Below are 16,721 nucleotides of genomic sequence, written 5' to 3'. Positions count from 1 at the left end.
TTGATCCGCTCGTCCACTGGGACTTCCTCCACCGTTGCGGCGCTTCTGCATGCCATGGAACGGTACTTGCCATTTCCTCAAAGGTCGAATCCGGATGCGGTGGAAGGCGTTGTCGAGGCCGAGCGTGGTCCGACGTTGGCACCTTCGCGACCGGGTCTTCCGGCTGGCTTTGCACCCACCGTCCGCAGCCCGGCAGGCGGCGCCTCGACGCGCTCGACGTGTGGCTGCAGGGCCGCCGCGCGGCACCCGGGTCGTCAGCGCGAAGCTCCCGCCGGCAGTGTGTCGGCCCTCCGCTGGCCATGCCGGTAGAACATCAGCCCGATGCCGATCAGCAGCACCGAGCCACCCACCACCTTGAGCAGGAACAGGCCGGGGTTGCTGCTGTTGGCGGGTGGGATCATCGAGGTGACGATCGCCAGCAAGGTGACTGCGAAACCGGTCAGCCCGGCCAGCCAGCAGCCGAGGGTGCCGCCGGGCGACAGGTTGACGCCGTCGTTGCGGCCGGCGGCGCGGCGGCGCAGCAGCGGGAAGGCCAGCAGGATGTAGAGCAGCGGCAGCAGCGACATGATGGCGGTCATGTCGACCAGGATGATGTACGCCTCGTGGATGCTGGAGCCGGACAACGCCGCGGCGAGCACCAGCGAGGTCAGGATGCCCTGGGTGAGCAGGGCCACATGGGGCGTGCCGTGCCTGGGGTGCAGGCGGCCCAGGGCGGCGGGCAGGTAGCGATCGACGCCCACGACGAAGGGCAGCCGCGCCGTGCCCGTGATCCAGGCGGAGATGGAGCCGATCGTGCCGACCGTGACGAGCGCCGCGGTCAGCGGTCCGAACATCGGCAGGCCGATCCGTTCGCCGATCGCCGCCAGCGCCTGGGGAATCCCGGCAATGATGTCGATCGTCGAGGCAGGCAGCGCGATCAGCAGGGATGCCGTGCCGGCAATATAGATGGCTGCGATGACCACGCAGGAAATCAGCGTGGCGCGCGGAATCTGCCGGCGCGGATCCTTGATTTCCCCGCCGAGTATCAGCCCGAGTTCGAGGCCCTGGAAGGCGAGGGCCATCGTCGCGAAGGTGGAAAAGGTCGCGAGCTTGCCGAAGTCCGGCGACACGTTCGCCGTGGTGATCGTCGTGGCCGGACCGAAGCGGTAAGCGGCCAGCGCGCCGGCGGCGAGGATGAGTGCCGCCGCCGACCAGGTCGCGATGCCGCCGATGTTCTGCAGCCACTTGGCGCGTTCGAGGCCGAGGATGCCGAGCCCGGTCGCGGCCCACAGCACCGTCAGGCAGTAGGCGAGGTGGTAGCTGCTGTCGCCGGCATGCGCCAGCCAGCGGTCGCCGCCGACGTGCAGGAAGATGCCGGCGCTGAACAGCAGCGCGAACGGGAAATAGACCAGGTTGGAGACCCAGTACGTCCAGCCGGCGATGAAGCCGTGCATATCGCCGAACGCCGTCTTCGACCACAGGTACAGGCCGCCCTCTCCGGGCACGCGCGAACTCAGCTCGAGCACCGCCAGCGCCAGGGGAATGAAGAAACCCACGAGGCCCAGCAGCCACAGCAGCAGGCTAGACGGCCCGACCTGGGCCGCCATCGACAGCCAGCGCAACGCCACGATCGCCGCGATGTTGAACAGCACCAGATCCCTGGTGCCGAGCACGCGACGCAGGCTCGGTTCATTTTTCTCTGCCGGCGCTGTGGCCATCGTGTGCTTTCCCCAGGTGAACATTGCAACGACAAGGCGCGGTGTTTGAAAGGTGCCAAGGAAGTTCTTTGCCCGTCGTCCCAGATTTCGCTGGACGGACGAGCTACTCAGACCGTCCCTGAATACGCCCGAGCTCGATGCCACGATGGCGGCAGGATGCATCGCCTGTCGTACATCCAAACCATCGCAGCACAGTCGCCGGAATCAGGCGGCGGTGTCTTCCGTTGCCGGCCTGCTGAAACCGTGTGCCGCAGCCGAGGCTTCATGGCCGATCTCGCGCAACGGCTTGCCCGCCATGAGGTTGCGTTCGATCTGCTCCAGCGTGACGTTCTTCGTCTCCGGGATCAGCCAGAAAGTGATCAGCAGGAACACCCCGTTGAGTGCTGCGTAAAGCCAGAACGTGGCCGCGTTGCCCACGCTGTTGAGCAGGGTCAGGAAGGTCGCGCCCACGATCATGTTGGCCACCCAGTTGGTGACGGTGGAGCAGCCGATGCCGAAGTCGCGGCCCTTCAGCGGCTGCACTTCCGAGCACAGCGTCCAGATCAGCGGACCGGCCGACATCGCGAAGCCCACGATGAACAGCAGCAGCATCGCCACCGTGAAGAGTTGCTCGGCGTGCGTGGCGATGCCCAGGTGCATCATCGCGCCGACCAGGCCCAGCCCGATCGCCATCACGCTGAAGCCCGCATACAGGATCGGCTTGCGCCCAAGCCGGTCGACCAGCCCGATCGCGATGAAGGTCGCCAGCACATTGGTCAGCCCCACCACCGCGGTAAACCACATCTGCGCCGTGGTGGCGTAGCCCATGTCCTGGAAAATGCGCGGCGCGTAGTACATCACCACGTTCATGCCGGTGAACTGCTGCATCAACTGCAACAGCACGCCCAGCCCCACCGAGCGGCGGAAGTTCGGGTTCTGCAGGAACAGGTGCCAGCCGCGCTGCGGTGTCTTCAACTGCTCCTCGATGTCGGCCACTTCGCGGGCGACATGGTCGGCATCGCCGCGCAGCTTCTGCAGCACCGCGGTGGCCTCCTGCTTGCGCCCGCGCATCATCAGCCAGCGCGGGCTGTCCGGCAGCAGGAACAGGCCGAGCAGGAACAGCACGCCGGGGATCGCGATGATCCCCAGCATCCAGCGCCAGTTGCCGCTGTAGCTGAACGCGGTATTGGACAGGAAGGCCACCAGGATGCCGATGGTGATCATCAACTGGTACAGCGAGATCATCGCGCCGCGGGTGTTCTCCGGCGCCACCTCGGCCAGGTACAGCGGCGCGGTGAAGGTGGCCACGCCGATCGCCAGGCCCAGGATCACCCGCGCCGCGATCAGCGTCTGCGGCGACCATGCTCCACCGCTGAGCAGCGAGCCGATGACGAACAGCACGCCGGCCAGGATCAGCGAACGCTTGCGCCCCAGCGCCGCCGACATCCAGCCCGCACCGAGCGCGCCGATCGCCGCGCCCAGCATCATCGAACTGACGATCCACTCGATCATGTGGTCGGAGATCTGGAACTCTTTCTGGATGAACTGGGTGGCCCCGGAGATCACCCCGATGTCCAGGCCGAACATCAGCCCGGCCAGCGCGGCCAGCGCGCAGGTGAAAATGGCGGTGGTCTTCGGTCGCACGATGGCGCTTGCTGCAATGGCGTTCATGAACTCTCCCCGGATTCGGAATGCGGTCAGCGGTGTGGATACAGATGGTCGTGCAGGGTCCCGTTCGCGGGCGATGCCTGGTTGGACGGCATCGCCCGCGAGCGGGCTCCTACGACGGCGATAGGTGTGCCTCCGGTATGCCGGCGAAACGCGCTTCGGTCAGGCCGTGCACGTCGACGGCGGTGGCGAACACGGCGCCATTCGACGGTTCATCGCGCAGGTCATCGGCCGAGAGGCCCTCGCGCGCGCTGGTGATGTACAGCGTGTCCAGCGTTGCGCCACCCAGCGCGGGTCGTGTGGGTTGCCGGGCCGGCAGGCGAACGATGGTGTCCTCGCGGCCGTTGGCGCGGTAACGCACCACGCGCGCCATGCCCCACTGCGCACTCCACACGCCGCCCTCGGCATCCACCGTCGCGCCATCGGGTTCGCCCACGATGTCGCGCAGGTCGACGAAGGTGCGCGGCGAATCCAGCGTGCCGTCGGCGGCGTAATTGCAGCACTGGATGCGTCGCGTGGGCGAGTCGCAGTAGTACATCGTGCCGCCGTCGGGGCTGAAGGCGAGGCTGTTGCCGATCGCCACCGGTGGCAGCGGCAGACGTTCCAGGCCGAGGTCGGCGTTCAAGCGGTAGAAGCCGCCGATGGCGCGTTTCGTTTCGCCGGCTGGCGGCTCGTGCAGGGTGCCGAACACGAAGCGGCCCTGGCGGTCGCACACGCCGTCGTTGAGCCGGGTCGGCAGGCCCGGCTCCACCTCGACGATCGGCAGCAACAGCCCGCTGCCGAGCTGGAAGAACGCCAGCTTCGAAGCCAGTCCCAGCAACAGCCAGCCCTCCGCCTCGCACAGCGCGAACGAGGCCAGCCGTTCGGGCAGTTGCCATTGCCGCGTGCTGCGGTCGCCTGGCGTGTAGCGCCACAGCGTGGCGGCGTGGATGTCGGTCCAGTACAGCGCCTGCGCGCGCGGGCACCACAGCACGCCTTCGCCCAGGCGGTTGCCCACCTCCAGCACGGCGCGCGCATGCAGCACTGCGCCGCTCACACCCAGCCGCCGTCGACGATGAAATCCTTGCCGGTGATCATGCGGCTGTCGTCGGCGGCGAGGAACAGCGCCACCCGCGCCACGTCGTCCGCCAGCACGTGGCCGGGCAGGCATTGCGCGTGGGCTATCTCGGCTTCGCCGGCGGCGTCCAGCCACAGGCGTCGCTGCTTCTCGGTGATCACCCAGCCGGGCACCAGGCAGTTGATGCGGATGCGCAGGCGGCCCAGCTCGCGCGCGAGCCCCGCGACCAGACCGTGGATGGCGGCCTTGGCCATGGTGTACATCGGGTAGCCGCCGTTCTTGATCAGCCAGCTGGTGGAGCCCAGGCAGATCACCGAGCCACCGCCCAGCGCGGCCATGTCCGCCACCACGGCCTGGGTGGCGAAGTACTGGTGGCGCAGGTTCACCGCCACGTTGCGGTCGAACTCGGCCGGCGTGGTCTGCGCGAAATCATGCCGCACGTCGTTGGCGGCGTTGTTGACCAGCACCGAAATCGGGCCGATCGCCGCGCGGGCCTGCGCGATCGCCTGGCCCAGCGCAGCGAGATCGGTGAGGTCGCAGGCGATGAACAACGGCCGATGGGCGACATCGGCGAGAGCATCGAGCAGCGATTGCGCCGACGCGGTATCCACGTCGAGAAAGGCCACCCGCGCACCCTGGCGCGCGAAGTGCCCAACGAAGGCCGCGCCGATGCCGCTGGCGCCGCCGGTGATCAGCACGCTGCGGTCGATCAGGCTGGGATAGCTGGCGAACGAAGGCATCAGCAGGCTCCGGACTCGGGGGAAGGTGCGGCCGGCATGCTCACCATTCGGCGACGCTGCCGTCGTCGTGGCGCCACAGCGGGTTGCGCCAGCGGTGGCCGAGCTTGGCCCGTTCGGCCACGTAGGCTTCGTTGATCTCGATGCCTAGGCCGGGGCCGCCGGGAATCGCGACATAGCCGTCCTCGTAGGCGAACACGTTGCGATCGACCACGTAGTCGAGCAGGTCGTTGGCGGCGTTGTAGTGGATGCCCAGGCTCTGCTCCTGGATGAAGGCGTTGTGGCAGACCGCATCCAGTTGCAGGTTCGCCGCCAGCGCGATCGGCCCCAGCGGGCAATGCAGCGCCAGCGCCACGTCGTAGGCCTCGGCCATCGCGGCGATCTTGCGCGTCTCGGTGATGCCGCCGGCATGCGAGGGATCGGGCTGGATGATGTCCACGCCGCCACGCTCCAGCACGCGCTTGAAGTCGTAGCGCGAATACAGCCGCTCGCCCAGCGCGATCGGCGCGGGGGCGATGCTGGCGAGCTCGGGGATAGCATCCAGATGCTCGGACAGCACCGGCTCCTCGATGAACATCAACTTGTATGGCGCCAGTTCGCGCATCAGCACCTTGGCCATCGGCTTGTGCACGCGGCCGTGGAAATCGAGGGCCAGGCCGACGTGCGGGCCGACCGCCTCGCGCACGGCCTGCACGTTCTCCAGCACGCGCTCGACCTTGGCGTAGCTGTCGACGAAGTGCATCTCCTCGGTGCCATTCATCTTGACCGCGGTAAAGCCATGCTCGACCGCGGCCCGGGCGGCATTGGCGGTGTCCGCCGGGCGGTCGCCGCCGATCCACGAATACACGCGGATGCGCTCGCGCACCGGGCCGCCGAGCAGTTCATGCACCGGGACGCCGAGATGCTTGCCCTTGATGTCCCAAAGCGCCTGGTCGACGCCTGCGATGGCGCTCATCAGGATCGGGCCGCCGCGGTAGAAACTGCCGCGGTACATCACGTTCCACAGGTCCTCGATGCGGCGGGGATCCTTGCCCACCAGGTAGTCGGAAAGTTCGTCCACGGCGGCGGCCACGGTATGCGCGCGACCTTCGACCACCGGCTCGCCCCAGCCGCAGATGCCGGCATCGGTATCGATGCGCAGGAACAGCCAGCGCGGGGGCACCAGGAAGGTGGTGAGTTTGGTGATCTTCATGCACGGTGTTCCTGCGACTTCCGAGAGACCGCCCACGCTTGCGCGAAAGCGTGGGCGCGACGGGCGACTTCACCGACATCGATGCCGGGCGCGTACAGCGCGGAACCGATGCCGAACCCTTGCGCGCCGGCCGCAACCCACGGCGCCATGTTGCCGGGGACGATACCGCCGACCGGCAGCACCGGTACCCCGGCCGGCAGGACCGCACGCCAGGCCTTGAGTCCCGCAGGCGACACCTGCTCGGCGGGAAACAGTTTCAGCCCGTCGGCACCGGCCGCCAGTGCCGCGAAAGCCTCGGTGGGTGTGGCGACCCCCGGCACGCAGACCATGCCAGCCTGCTTGGCGGCACGGATCACGGCGGTATCGGCGTGCGGCATCACGATCAGACGGCCACCGGCGGCGGCGACCTGTTTCACCTGGGCTGGCGTCATCACGGTGCCCGCGCCGATGAGGCAATCGTCGCCCAGGGCGCTGCATAAGCGACGGATGCTCTCCATCGGCTGCGGCGAGTTGAGCGGCACTTCCAGCACGCGAAAGCCGGCGTCGGCAAGTACATGGCCGATGCCCGCGGCTTCGTCGGGGCCGATGCCACGCAGGATCGCGACCAGGGGCAGGGGATCGAGCCAGGAGTTCAGCATGAAGAAGTTTCCTTGGGCGCCCTGGACGAGCCGGCGCGGGCCAGGCCGATATCGCAGGCGATCTGCCACAACCCGCGCGCGGCGACGTCCACCAGGGGCTCGGCAAGGTCGAGGTCGAAGCGTGCCGCAGCCAGCCGGTAACGCGCGCACAGCGCGGCATCGCCAATCAGCTGGAGCGGTGCATCGTGGCGGAAGCGATTCATGGCAAGACAGGAACGCAGCTCCTCTCCGATCAGCAGGCCGGAGAGGTACTCGGGCACAGCGTCCGGTGCCAACGCACCGTCGAGCATCAACGCGCGCGCGGAGAACAGCCGGCTGAATGCACCGGCGCTGCCGCTGTCGCGCACCGCGACGACGCCACGCGCAAACGCGTCAGGATCCGCCGCGGCCTCGCCCGAGCCAGCGCAGAGGATCGAATGCTGGCGCAGCAGCGCAAACAGTTCGCCCGTCATCACGGTGCAGAAATCGGCCACGGTGCCATGGCGCACGCGGGCCCACTTGCTGTGCGTGCCTGGCAGGATCCAGGTGGAATCGGGGATGAGCGCCGGGCGCAAGGCAAGGGCGCCAAGCAGCTGGGTTTCCTCGCCGCGCATTACGTCAGGTCCCTGCCGGTTGCGCAGGCCGGGAACGATATGGACGTCCAGACCATCGGCGGCGCGCAGGCTGCGGACGACGCCGCCGAGCCGCGCCGTGTCGGCGGGTAACTCCAGGTACGGCACCTCCAGCCAGCCCTGGCGGCTGCCGACCATGCCACAGGCCAGCCGGGGCAGCCGGGGCCAGCCTGCGGTGATCCCGGCCAACGCGGCATCGAAACCGCCATCCGGCAGATGGCGAGTGCCCCAGGGGCGCGCCCGGGTCTCGCGGATCTCGCCAGCCTCATCGAGCCAGTAGGCACGCAGGCTGGTGGTGCCCCAGTCGAGTGCGATCAGGCCGTTCATGGGCGCGGGCACCGCGCTGCGGTTGTCACGCGCATCATGGCGAGGCGTCCTTCCAGACCAGCGTCTGCGCCGGCGCCAGCGGCGCCTGGCCGTGCACGATTCCTGCCGCCGCGGGAAGCGCGGGTGCAAACGGCTGCGGGTTGTAGTTCACCATGAAATAGAACCCGCCGCGCCAGTCGATGAACACGCCTGGGGGCAGATCCTCGATCGCCACGCCGGCCCGCTGGTAGACGCCGCGCACGATATCGCGTTCCAGCGCACCGTCATCGGTCGACACGCCAATCATGGTGACGCTGCCCTTGCCCAGCTTGCGGGTGGTCGCCGCCGCCTTGCCGGCGTAGTAGTGATCGGCATAGGTGGCGAGCATCACGGTGCCTGGCCGTGGCGAGAGAATGTCGGCCCAGCGATGCCACGCGTGCGTCTTGCCGCCCGCGGTCACCTGTGCGCTGGCGCTCGACGGCAGCATGTCGAAGCCGTCCACATCGGCACCGATCAGGTCGAGGATCGGCGCATACCACGGTCCTTCATGGAAATGGCCGAGCTCGTTTTTCTGCCCGGTGCGGCTGGTCAGGATCAAATGGCCGCCCTGTTCGACATACCGACGCCATTTCTTAGCCAGGGCCTCGCTGACCATCTGGTAGGCCGGCGCGATCAGGAACGGGTAGCGGCTGAAATCATCGTCTTCGGCGATGAAATCCATCGGCGCGCCGGTGCTCTTCACCACCTGCGTATAGGTGTTGCGGTAGGCCCAGCTGTGCCACAAGGTGGTCTGCGGCTGGATCTCCAGATCCCAGAAAACGTCATGGCTCCACAGATAGCCGGTGTATCGCGCGGCCATTCGCGAGGGCAGTTTGGCCTGGGCGTCGAGCTTCGCTTCGAGCGACTTGATCTCGTGCATCGTGTCGACGAATTCGCGACCGGTGCGCGAGAGCGTCACGCCGTCGGTGCCGACGATGCCTTCGTGGTACATCTCGCTGCCGCGCAGCGGATGGCGATAGCGATAGGTACTGAGCAGGGACGCGCCGGAAGAGAAGGCATGCCAGATCCACATGCTGACGGCGCCAGGCATCGGCTGCGGATTGATCGCGCCCCAATTCACCTGGCCCGGCTGCAATTCCATCACGCCGAACGTGCCGGTCATGGGCCGGAAATACGCCGCGGCCTCCATCAGGTTGGCGGGCTTGCCGATGGCGTAGCTGTCGCCGCCCAGCACATTCGCACCGGCGACCGGATAGAGCGTGAAGGTCGGGAAATCCATGCCGTGGCTGCGCCGTGGATCGGTGGCCGTGGTGACATTGGTGTAGTTGGTGGTCACCCATTGTCCCGGGCGTGCGTAGCGCTTGATGAGTGCTGCCTGGGCGTCGAGGAAGTGCGCCGTGGTGTCGGCCTGGAAGCGGGCGAAATCGAGCTGCGCATGCGGGCTGAGCTTGTCTTCGGCGGCGAGCGTGGCATTGGGCAGGCGCACTTCCTTGAAACGGGCGTAGCGACTGCTCCAGAACGAGCCGCCCCAGACGGCATTCATGGCATCGATGCTGCCGTATCTCTCTCGCAGCCAGCGCTGGAACGCCTCGCGCGCGCTGTCGCTGTAATCGAGGAAGGTGCCCGGTTCGTTGTCCACCTGCCAGCCCCAGACGCGGCGGTCGTGGCCGTAACGCTGGGCCATGGCGGTGACCAGCCGCGTCACGAAGGCCTCGTATTTCGGATTGGCCAGCGACACTTCGGCGCGGATGCCGTGTTCGTGGCGTTGGCCGTGCTCGTCCACCCGGTACACCTCCGGGTAGCGCTCGCCCATCCAGCTCGGCGGCGCCGCCGAGGGTGTGCCGAGGATGACGCGCAGCCCGGCCTTGTCGGCCAGCTCGATGGCGTGATCGAGCCACTCGAAATCGAAGCGGCCTTCCTCCGGCTCAAGGTACGTCCAGCTGAACTCGGCCATGTGGGTGAAGTCGAAGCCGAGCCTGGCCATGCCATTGAAGTCGCGTCGCCACTGGCTGCGCGGCCACTGCTCCGGGTAATAGAACGCGCCAAAACTCATCGGTTCGCGCTGATGCAGCAGGGCCGCGCCCTGAACCGGCGCCGGGTGTTGCCCGCCGGGCTCGGCCGAGGTAGCCGCGGCGGTGCCGATCATCGCGGCGGCGGCCAGCACCGCCGTAAGCAAGGGCCGAAACATGGGGTGCGCCTTCGGTGAAATTCAAATGTCAACTTATACTACTATTCAGGCTCCCGCAATATTTTGTGCGCAAGCTTATGGACCTTCTGACCCCCGCCGCGGCGTTGGCGCTGGCCGACCGGCACTGGCGCATCCATGGCGATATTTGCGCGCTGCCATCCTATGCCGATCAGAACTTCCGCATCCGCGCCGAACATGGCGATTATGTGCTGAAGGTAGCGCACCCTTCGTGGTCGCGGATGGATCTGGACCTCGAGAACCAGGCCATGATGACGCTGGCCGGGCGCGAGCCGGCGTTGCAATGGCCGCGGGTGCAGCTCGCCGTGGACGGCGAGCACCTGCTGACCCTGCCGATGGCGGGGCAGGCGTGCCAGGTGCGCATGCTGAGCTACGTGCCGGGCACGACGTATGCGGAGGCCATCGTCGGCTTGCCGTTGACCCGGCGCGCGGCCTTGCACGAGAGCCTAGGCAGTGCGGTCGGCCGGCTGACGCGCGGGCTGCAGGGTTTTCATCATCCCGCTGCCGACCGCGCGCACAACTGGAACCTGCTGCGCCTGCCGACGCTGCGTGGCGAAATCGCCCATATCGAGGATGCCGGACTGCGCGCCATCGTGCAGCCGCACGTCGAGGCGTTCTGCGCCCACCTGCCGCAATGGCGGGCGGATCTGCCGATCACCGTGCTGCACAACGATGCCAACGACCTGAACGTGATCGTGGCCGATGGCGACGGGGGTGGAAAGCGGGTCAGCGCGGTGATCGATTTCGGCGACATGTGCACCAGCTTCCGCCTGGCCGACCTGGCGATCGCCTGCACCTACGCCATGCAGCACGAGGCCGATCCGGTGGCCTGCGCGCGCACCATCGTTCGCGGCTATCTGGCGCAGTGCCCCTTGCTTCGCGCCGAGCTTGAGCAACTGCATGCCTTCATTCTTGCGCGACTTTGCCATAGCGTGCTGATGGCGACGCGTGCGCATCGGGACGAGCCCGACAACCCGTTCATCCTCGTGTCGCAGCAAGGCGTGCGTGCGTTGTTGCGCGAACTCGCCGGCGTCGGCCATGACGCCATCGTCGGCCCCTTTCTGGAACCCAGCCATGATTGACCCCACCTCTTCCGGCCCGGCATCCCACGGCGTGCCGCAACGTAGCAATGCCGACATTCTGCGCCTGCGCAAGCAGCTGCTGAATCCGACCCTCAGCGTGTCCTACAACGAGCCGCTCAAGATCGTTCGCGGCGAAGGCGTCTGGCTGTATGACCAGCATGGCCAGCCCTACCTGGACATGGTCAACAACGTCTGCCATGTCGGGCATTGCCATCCGCGCGTGGTCGCGGCCGGGCAGGCGCAGATGGCGCGGCTCAACACCAACACCCGCTATCTGCACGACAATATCGTCGAGTACGCGTTGTGCCTGACGGCGACCCTGCCGGAGCCGCTGTCGGTCGTGTTCCTCACCAACTCCGGCACCGAGGCGAACGACCTCGCGCTGCGTCTGGCGCGGGCGCATACCCGCGCGCGGGGCGTGATCGTGGTGGATCACGCCTACCACGGCCATTCGCCCTCGATGGTCGAGCTGAGCCCGTACAAGTTCAATGGCAAGGGCGGGCAGGGGCAGGCATCGCATGTGGGCGTGGTGGCCATGCCTGACGTTTATCGCGGGCCTTTCCGCGAGCCTTCCGAGGCCGGTCGGCAGTACGGCGCAATGTTGCAGCCCGCCATCGAAAACCTGCGCCAGCAGGACATCGCCACGGCGGCGTTCTACTGCGAATCGCTGCTGGGTTGCGGTGGCCAGATCGTGCTGCCGGAAGGCTATCTGGCCGAAGCCTACGCGAAGCTGCGCGCAGCCGGCGGCGTGTGCCTGGCCGATGAGGTGCAGGTCGGCTTCGGCCGGGTGGGCGAACATTTCTGGGCGTTCGAACGCCAGGGCGTGGTGCCGGATATCGTCACCATGGGCAAGCCGATGGGTAACGGCCATCCCATGGGTGCCGTGGTGACCACGCCGGAGATCGCCGCCAGCTTCGTCAACGGCATGGAGTACTTCAACACCTTTGGCGGCAACCCGGTGTCCTGCGCGATCGCGCTGGCCGTACTCGATGTGATCGCCGACGAGAAGCTGCAGGAGAACGCGCGTCGCGTCGGCGGTTTCCTGCTGGACGGACTGCGCGAACTGCAGCAACGGCACGATGCCATCGGCGATGTGCGCGGGTGCGGCCTGTTCATCGGCGTCGAACTGGTGCGCGATCGCGCGGCGCGAACCCCCGACCAGCCGAAGGCCAGGGCGGTGGTGGAGGCGATGAAGGCACGTCACGTGCTGCTCTCCACCGAAGGCCCGGACGACAACGTGCTGAAGATCAAGCCGCCGATCGTGTTCAGCCAGGCCAACGCCGAAGAGTTCCTGGACAAGCTCGACCAGGGGCTGCGCGAGTCGTAGCCCGCTTGCGCGGGCCAGGTGTCGGCGACCGCCGGCTCGGTGCGTGTGCCGGTCGACGGGCGTCGGCGTGTCGCTACAGGGAGCCTGGAAAACCGGCAACGAAACGTCATCCCGGCGTTCGCCCGGGGCGACGAGCTTGAATCGGGCTTCCGGAGCCACCGATAGATCACACGTTGCGGGTACCCACGGCCACTCGCCGCTGTAAGGCAGATGCCGACCCACTTCTGCTTTTTTCTCGCATGGCCGATGAATCGGCAGCGACTAACAGCGTCACGGTCACCGGTTGCCGGAACTATTGGCCATGGCGATCGGCACAACCGCGGCAACGAAATGCAGCTCAGGCGGTTTTCCGGGAGGTTCCCTTGCGCTTCTTGCGGAGGTTGGCCAGCGAATCCTCGATCATGCTTTGCATCGCCTTGCGGGCGACGTCCGGTTGCTGGCGGCGGATCGCTTCAAGCACTTTCTGATGGCGTGGCAGGGAATACTTGAAGTCGCCGGCGGTTTTCGCCGACAACACGAAGAACATCCCGAGCGCGCTTTCGACCACCGAGAACAGCGAGATCATCAGTTCGTTGCCGGTCGCCTGCAGCACTGCGTCATGAAAGCCGAGATCTGCGGCCGCCCACTCTTCGGAGTCCCGCGCAGCTTCCATCTTCCGGTAGGCCAGGTCCACCTTGCCCAACTGGGCTGCGGTACGTCGGCGTGCCGCCGCCGCCGCTGCCGCCGGCTCGATGATCTCGCGCATCTCCACCAGTTTCTCGATGAAGTCGTCGGTCGGCATCGAGGCGCAGCGCCACGAAAGGACATCCGCATCAAGTTGGTTCCAGAAGTGCGTCGCACGTACACGAGTACCCACTCGCGGGCGGGACTCGATCAGGCCCTTGGCGGACAGCACCTTCAACGCCTCGCGCAGGGCCGTGCGGCTGACATCCATGCTTTCGGCAAGATCCTCCTCGCGGGGCAGCACATCGCCGGGGCGCAAGTCGCCGACGACAATCCGCTTGCCCAACTCACGGATCACATGGCCGTGCAGATTGCGTGAGTCCGTAGCCTTCATTGTCAACTTCTCTCCGCGGTAAGGGCGCTTCCAGCATTTCACGCAGTCATGGCATGAAGTGGCGGATCGGATGTTGCGGTGCGGTAGCACTCGAAATTTATCATACAAACGTACTGGAGGAAGGGCGTGCGCCTTGGGAATGCTCCGCCGCGCGAGTCCGGCCGCAGCGCCTTGAATGCAGGCACGCTCAAGCACGGACCTGATCCGGCCGCGAACCGCGCGGCGGGGTTCGGGCGGGCGGCAACGTGCAGGTGCGTCCTTCCTTGCACGCGTCGAGTCGCCATTCGCGGCAGGGCTTCCGCAGCGCGCGATTGCGCGCGCTCCCTTCGCTGCTCTTTCGTATTTTATACTATAGTAGTACAAATGGATTCTTCTGGGTTAGGATGCGAGCTCGCCGCTCCAGCATCCGTGGCACGGATGGCGCGAGAAGAGGCGGGGCAGTTTCAGGAACCACGCGGGAATGACTGGCGTGCAGGCATGACTGCCTCGGGTCCAGGCAAACAACCATCATCCATTTGTCTCGGGGAGGAGATTTCATCATGAGAAGTTGCAGGCAGATCAATCGTCGGGCTCTAAGTGTTGCCATCGGCGTCATGCTGGCGGCCGGTTCCGTCCAGGCACAGGACACCGCGCCGCAGGCGACGACGTCCCCGGCCTCACCATCCCAAACCACGCCAACCGACCACGGCAGGAAGAAGCCGGCCTCGCCGTCATCCGCGCAAACGCTCGACCAGATCGTGGTCACCGGCAACTCCGCCTTCGGCGGCATCAAGAAGATCGATGCCAGCTACTCGATCACCACGGCGACGAGCGAGCAGATCAAGGAACTCAATCCGATCAGCGTGGCGGACCTGCTGAAGATCTCGCCGGGCGTCTTTCCGGAATCCTCGGGTGGCCAGACCGGGGCGAACATCGAAGTTGCCGGTTTCCCGTCCGACAGTGGCGCACCGTTCGTCACCCTGCAGATGAACGGGTCGCCGCTTTTCCCGAAATGGGATTACTTCACCGACGCGATGTTCCGTCTCGATGACACCATCGACCGCGTCGAGGCCGTGCAGGGCGGCACGTCAGTCCTGTACGGCAACGGCCAACCCGGACTCATTGCGAACTTCATTCTCAAGGAGGGCTCCTCAACGCCTACCGGCAGCATCGGCGTGACCTATGGGTCGGAGGGCATGGTTCGTCTCGATGGCTTCTACGGCTTCCCCATCGGCGGCAAGGACAGCGGCTGGTACGGCAGCATCGGCGGCTTCTGGCGCAAATCCGATGGCGTGCGCGCCCCCCAGTTCCCCGCCGACAAGGGTGGCCAGCTCACCGCGACCTTGAGCCACGACCTTGCCCATGGTTCGATCATGTTCTACGCGCGGGCACTGAAGGACAAGAACCAGTTCGTCACCGACACGCCGATTTTCAACCCCGCGCCCGGCCAGTTTTCAGCCTATCCGGGTTTCAGTCCGTTGACCGGCACCTTTGGCAGCAATGCGGATCGGCACCAGTTTCTCGAGACGACGCCATGCTTCACCGCAGGTTGCAAGCCGGGCGGTGTCAACATCGACATGGCCAACGGCGAGGGCGGCGACATCCACATGCTCGGCGCCAACCTGGACCTGGAGTTCGACAATGGCTGGTCGCTGTCGGACAAGGCACTGTTCGTCGCCGGTCACATGGATATCAACGCGTTCTTCAGTACGGGTGACAATCCGACCACGCTGGGCAACTTCATTGCCGGCGCTGCATCGGACTTCGGGCTTCCCTCCAACCTCACCGCGACTGCCACTTACACCAACGGCAAGGCGGCGGACATGAACGAGAACGTGACCGTCCAGAACCCCGAGTTCATTCCCAAGAAAATCCAGTCGGCCAGCAATGAGTTTCGTCTGAGCAAGGAGCTTTTCGAGGGCAACACCCTGACGGTCGGCAACTACACGGCGGTGTACTCCATGCACCACGCCGAGTACGACGGCCTCAATCAGCTGCTGCAGGCGAAGAACAATCCCAACCCGATCGTGGTGAATCTGAGCGATGGCACGAACAACTACGCCTTGACCGACGCGCAAGGCCTGTTCTGGAACGCCAATCCGCAGTCATGGATGGCATTCAACGAACGCTGGCACGCCACGACCACGGCGTTCTTCGTTGCCGACGAATGGAACATTGGCAAGTGGCGGTTCGACGGAGGCATGCGCATCCAGCATGACAGTATCGGTGGCCGGTTCCAGAACACGACCTCCGGCGACCTCGATGCCAATCCGAACACCGTGTACAACAACAATGCCGAGTACCTGACGGACAGTTTCGATCATCCTTCGGGTTCGCGGAGCGCATCGTCGTGGACCCTGGGCGCGAACTACGCGCTGAGCGGCAACATGAGCGCCTATGCGCGCGTCAACGAAGGCGTGTTCCTGCCAAGCTTCGACGATATCGTGAACCTTGCGAGGCCGCCGGTGGAGAACATCCACAACATGGAACTCGGCTTCAAGTACCAGGCGCCATGGATCTACGCCGACATCAGTGTCTATCGGCGGCTGTTCCATGGCATACCGTACTCGATCGATCTCCCTACCGGTCAGATCAACCTCGTCTATGGCTCGGTGACCAAGGGCGTCAACACGCAGGTGACGGTCACGCCATTCGAGCATTTCTCGATTGCGTTGAGTGGCAATTACATGGACGGCCACTACTCGGGCTACAACGACTGCGTGCCTTACGTCGCGCAGGATGGCAGCGAACGGTGCGACACCATCAGCGGCATGCGCCTGTCCCGTCAGCCGAAGTTCCAGTATCGGCTGACTCCGGCCTATGTGGTGCCAACCAGCTGGGGCAGCATGAAGTTCTGGCTCACTTACGAAGGTGTGGGCAATCGTTATGGCGACCGGCTGCAGCAACAGCCGCTGGGCAACTATCACGACATCGCCATCGGTGCGATCGCCAACATCGGCCAGAACTGGATGTTGACCTTGCGTGGTACCAATATCACCAACGAGATAGGCATCACCGAAGGCAACGCCCGCCTGTTCGGCTTCGCCAGCGGCGGCGGGGTGATTCTCGCCCGCTCGATCGAAGGACGTGAGGTCAACTTCCAGGTGAAGTACAAGTTCTGAAGAGTGGGGCAACGGCTGCCGCTGTTGCCCGGCAACCCGCGTTGCACAGGTTGCATCCGCCAC

The 16,721-nt window shown here is 65.9% G+C and carries 12 protein-coding genes; 3 read left to right on the top strand and 9 right to left on the bottom strand.

The window, feature by feature from the left end; all coding sequences use genetic code 11:
- Positions 1-254: 254 nt before the first annotated feature.
- The 8 genes from ACFPME_RS00205 to ACFPME_RS00170 form a co-directional block, all read right to left on the bottom strand.
- Positions 255-1,697, bottom strand: coding sequence for an APC family permease (locus ACFPME_RS00205; protein ID WP_377300829.1), 1,443 nt, complete (start codon positions 1,695-1,697; stop codon positions 255-257).
- 204 nt (positions 1,698-1,901) lie between these two features.
- A complete protein-coding gene (locus tag ACFPME_RS00200) occupies positions 1,902-3,347 on the bottom strand; it encodes a sugar porter family MFS transporter (protein ID WP_377300827.1) in 1,446 nt (481 codons plus the stop codon).
- 109 nt (positions 3,348-3,456) lie between these two features.
- Positions 3,457-4,380 carry an SMP-30/gluconolactonase/LRE family protein gene (locus ACFPME_RS00195; protein ID WP_377300825.1) on the bottom strand — a complete coding sequence of 308 codons (924 nt, stop codon included), beginning with the start codon at positions 4,378-4,380 and terminating at the stop codon, positions 3,457-3,459.
- Positions 4,377-5,141, bottom strand: coding sequence for an SDR family NAD(P)-dependent oxidoreductase (locus ACFPME_RS00190; RefSeq protein ID WP_377300823.1), 765 nt, complete (start codon positions 5,139-5,141; stop codon positions 4,377-4,379). Before ACFPME_RS00190 ends, ACFPME_RS00195 begins: the two co-directional genes overlap by 4 nt.
- 40 nt (positions 5,142-5,181) lie before the next feature.
- A complete protein-coding gene (gene dgoD, locus ACFPME_RS00185) occupies positions 5,182-6,330 on the bottom strand; it encodes a galactonate dehydratase (protein ID WP_377300821.1) in 1,149 nt (382 codons plus the stop codon).
- Positions 6,327-6,968, bottom strand: coding sequence for a 2-dehydro-3-deoxy-6-phosphogalactonate aldolase (locus ACFPME_RS00180; protein ID WP_377300819.1), 642 nt, complete (start codon positions 6,966-6,968; stop codon positions 6,327-6,329). Before ACFPME_RS00180 ends, dgoD begins: the two co-directional genes overlap by 4 nt.
- A complete protein-coding gene (locus tag ACFPME_RS00175) occupies positions 6,962-7,906 on the bottom strand; it encodes a 2-dehydro-3-deoxygalactonokinase (protein WP_377300817.1) in 945 nt (314 codons plus the stop codon). Before ACFPME_RS00175 ends, ACFPME_RS00180 begins: the two co-directional genes overlap by 7 nt.
- A 34-nt stretch (positions 7,907-7,940) precedes the next feature.
- Positions 7,941-10,073 (bottom strand): beta-galactosidase, encoded by a 2,133-nt coding sequence (locus ACFPME_RS00170; protein ID WP_377300815.1) that lies wholly within the window; start codon positions 10,071-10,073, stop codon positions 7,941-7,943.
- Between the two features lie 77 nt (positions 10,074-10,150).
- Between ACFPME_RS00170 and ACFPME_RS00165 the strand changes: the two genes are divergently transcribed.
- On the top strand, positions 10,151-11,173 hold the full coding sequence (locus ACFPME_RS00165) for a phosphotransferase (RefSeq protein ID WP_377300813.1): 1,023 nt from the start codon (positions 10,151-10,153) through the stop codon (positions 11,171-11,173).
- On the top strand, positions 11,166-12,500 hold the full coding sequence (locus ACFPME_RS00160) for an aminotransferase class III-fold pyridoxal phosphate-dependent enzyme (protein WP_377300811.1): 1,335 nt from the start codon (positions 11,166-11,168) through the stop codon (positions 12,498-12,500). The genes ACFPME_RS00165 and ACFPME_RS00160 overlap by 8 nt, the downstream gene beginning before the upstream one ends.
- 337 nt (positions 12,501-12,837) lie before the next feature.
- On the opposite strand, the gene ACFPME_RS00155 is transcribed toward ACFPME_RS00160, so the two are convergent.
- Positions 12,838-13,752 carry a FadR/GntR family transcriptional regulator gene (locus ACFPME_RS00155; protein ID WP_377300809.1) on the bottom strand — a complete coding sequence of 305 codons (915 nt, stop codon included), beginning with the start codon at positions 13,750-13,752 and terminating at the stop codon, positions 12,838-12,840.
- Between the two features lie 344 nt (positions 13,753-14,096).
- On the opposite strand from ACFPME_RS00155, the gene ACFPME_RS00150 reads away from it, so the two are divergent.
- Positions 14,097-16,658: a TonB-dependent receptor gene (locus tag ACFPME_RS00150; RefSeq protein WP_377300807.1), complete on the top strand. Its 2,562-nt coding sequence runs from the start codon at positions 14,097-14,099 to the stop codon at positions 16,656-16,658.
- Positions 16,659-16,721 lie beyond the last annotated feature (63 nt).

Source organism: Rhodanobacter umsongensis, assembly GCF_042654965.1.
Taxonomy (GTDB): Bacteria; Pseudomonadota; Gammaproteobacteria; order Xanthomonadales; family Rhodanobacteraceae; genus Rhodanobacter; species Rhodanobacter umsongensis.
Note: the sequence above shows the minus strand (reverse complement) of the source record. Positions and strands in the feature narration are given on the sequence as shown.

What these genes read in the sequence shown, in the direction of transcription:
- ACFPME_RS00205 (WP_377300829.1), bottom strand. Translation starts at nt 1,697, where the DNA reads ATGGCCACAGCGCCGGCAGAGAAAAATGAACCGAGCCTGCGTCGCGTG.
- ACFPME_RS00200 (WP_377300827.1), bottom strand. Translation starts at nt 3,347, where the DNA reads ATGAACGCCATTGCAGCAAGCGCCATCGTGCGACCGAAGACCACCGCC.
- ACFPME_RS00190 (WP_377300823.1), bottom strand. Translation starts at nt 5,141, where the DNA reads ATGCCTTCGTTCGCCAGCTATCCCAGCCTGATCGACCGCAGCGTGCTG.
- dgoD (WP_377300821.1), bottom strand. Translation starts at nt 6,330, where the DNA reads ATGAAGATCACCAAACTCACCACCTTCCTGGTGCCCCCGCGCTGGCTG.
- ACFPME_RS00180 (WP_377300819.1), bottom strand. Translation starts at nt 6,968, where the DNA reads ATGCTGAACTCCTGGCTCGATCCCCTGCCCCTGGTCGCGATCCTGCGT.
- ACFPME_RS00175 (WP_377300817.1), bottom strand. Translation starts at nt 7,906, where the DNA reads ATGAACGGCCTGATCGCACTCGACTGGGGCACCACCAGCCTGCGTGCC.
- ACFPME_RS00170 (WP_377300815.1), bottom strand. Translation starts at nt 10,073, where the DNA reads ATGTTTCGGCCCTTGCTTACGGCGGTGCTGGCCGCCGCCGCGATGATC.
- ACFPME_RS00165 (WP_377300813.1), top strand. Translation starts at nt 10,151, where the DNA reads ATGGACCTTCTGACCCCCGCCGCGGCGTTGGCGCTGGCCGACCGGCAC.
- ACFPME_RS00160 (WP_377300811.1), top strand. Translation starts at nt 11,166, where the DNA reads ATGATTGACCCCACCTCTTCCGGCCCGGCATCCCACGGCGTGCCGCAA.
- ACFPME_RS00150 (WP_377300807.1), top strand. Translation starts at nt 14,097, where the DNA reads ATGAGAAGTTGCAGGCAGATCAATCGTCGGGCTCTAAGTGTTGCCATC.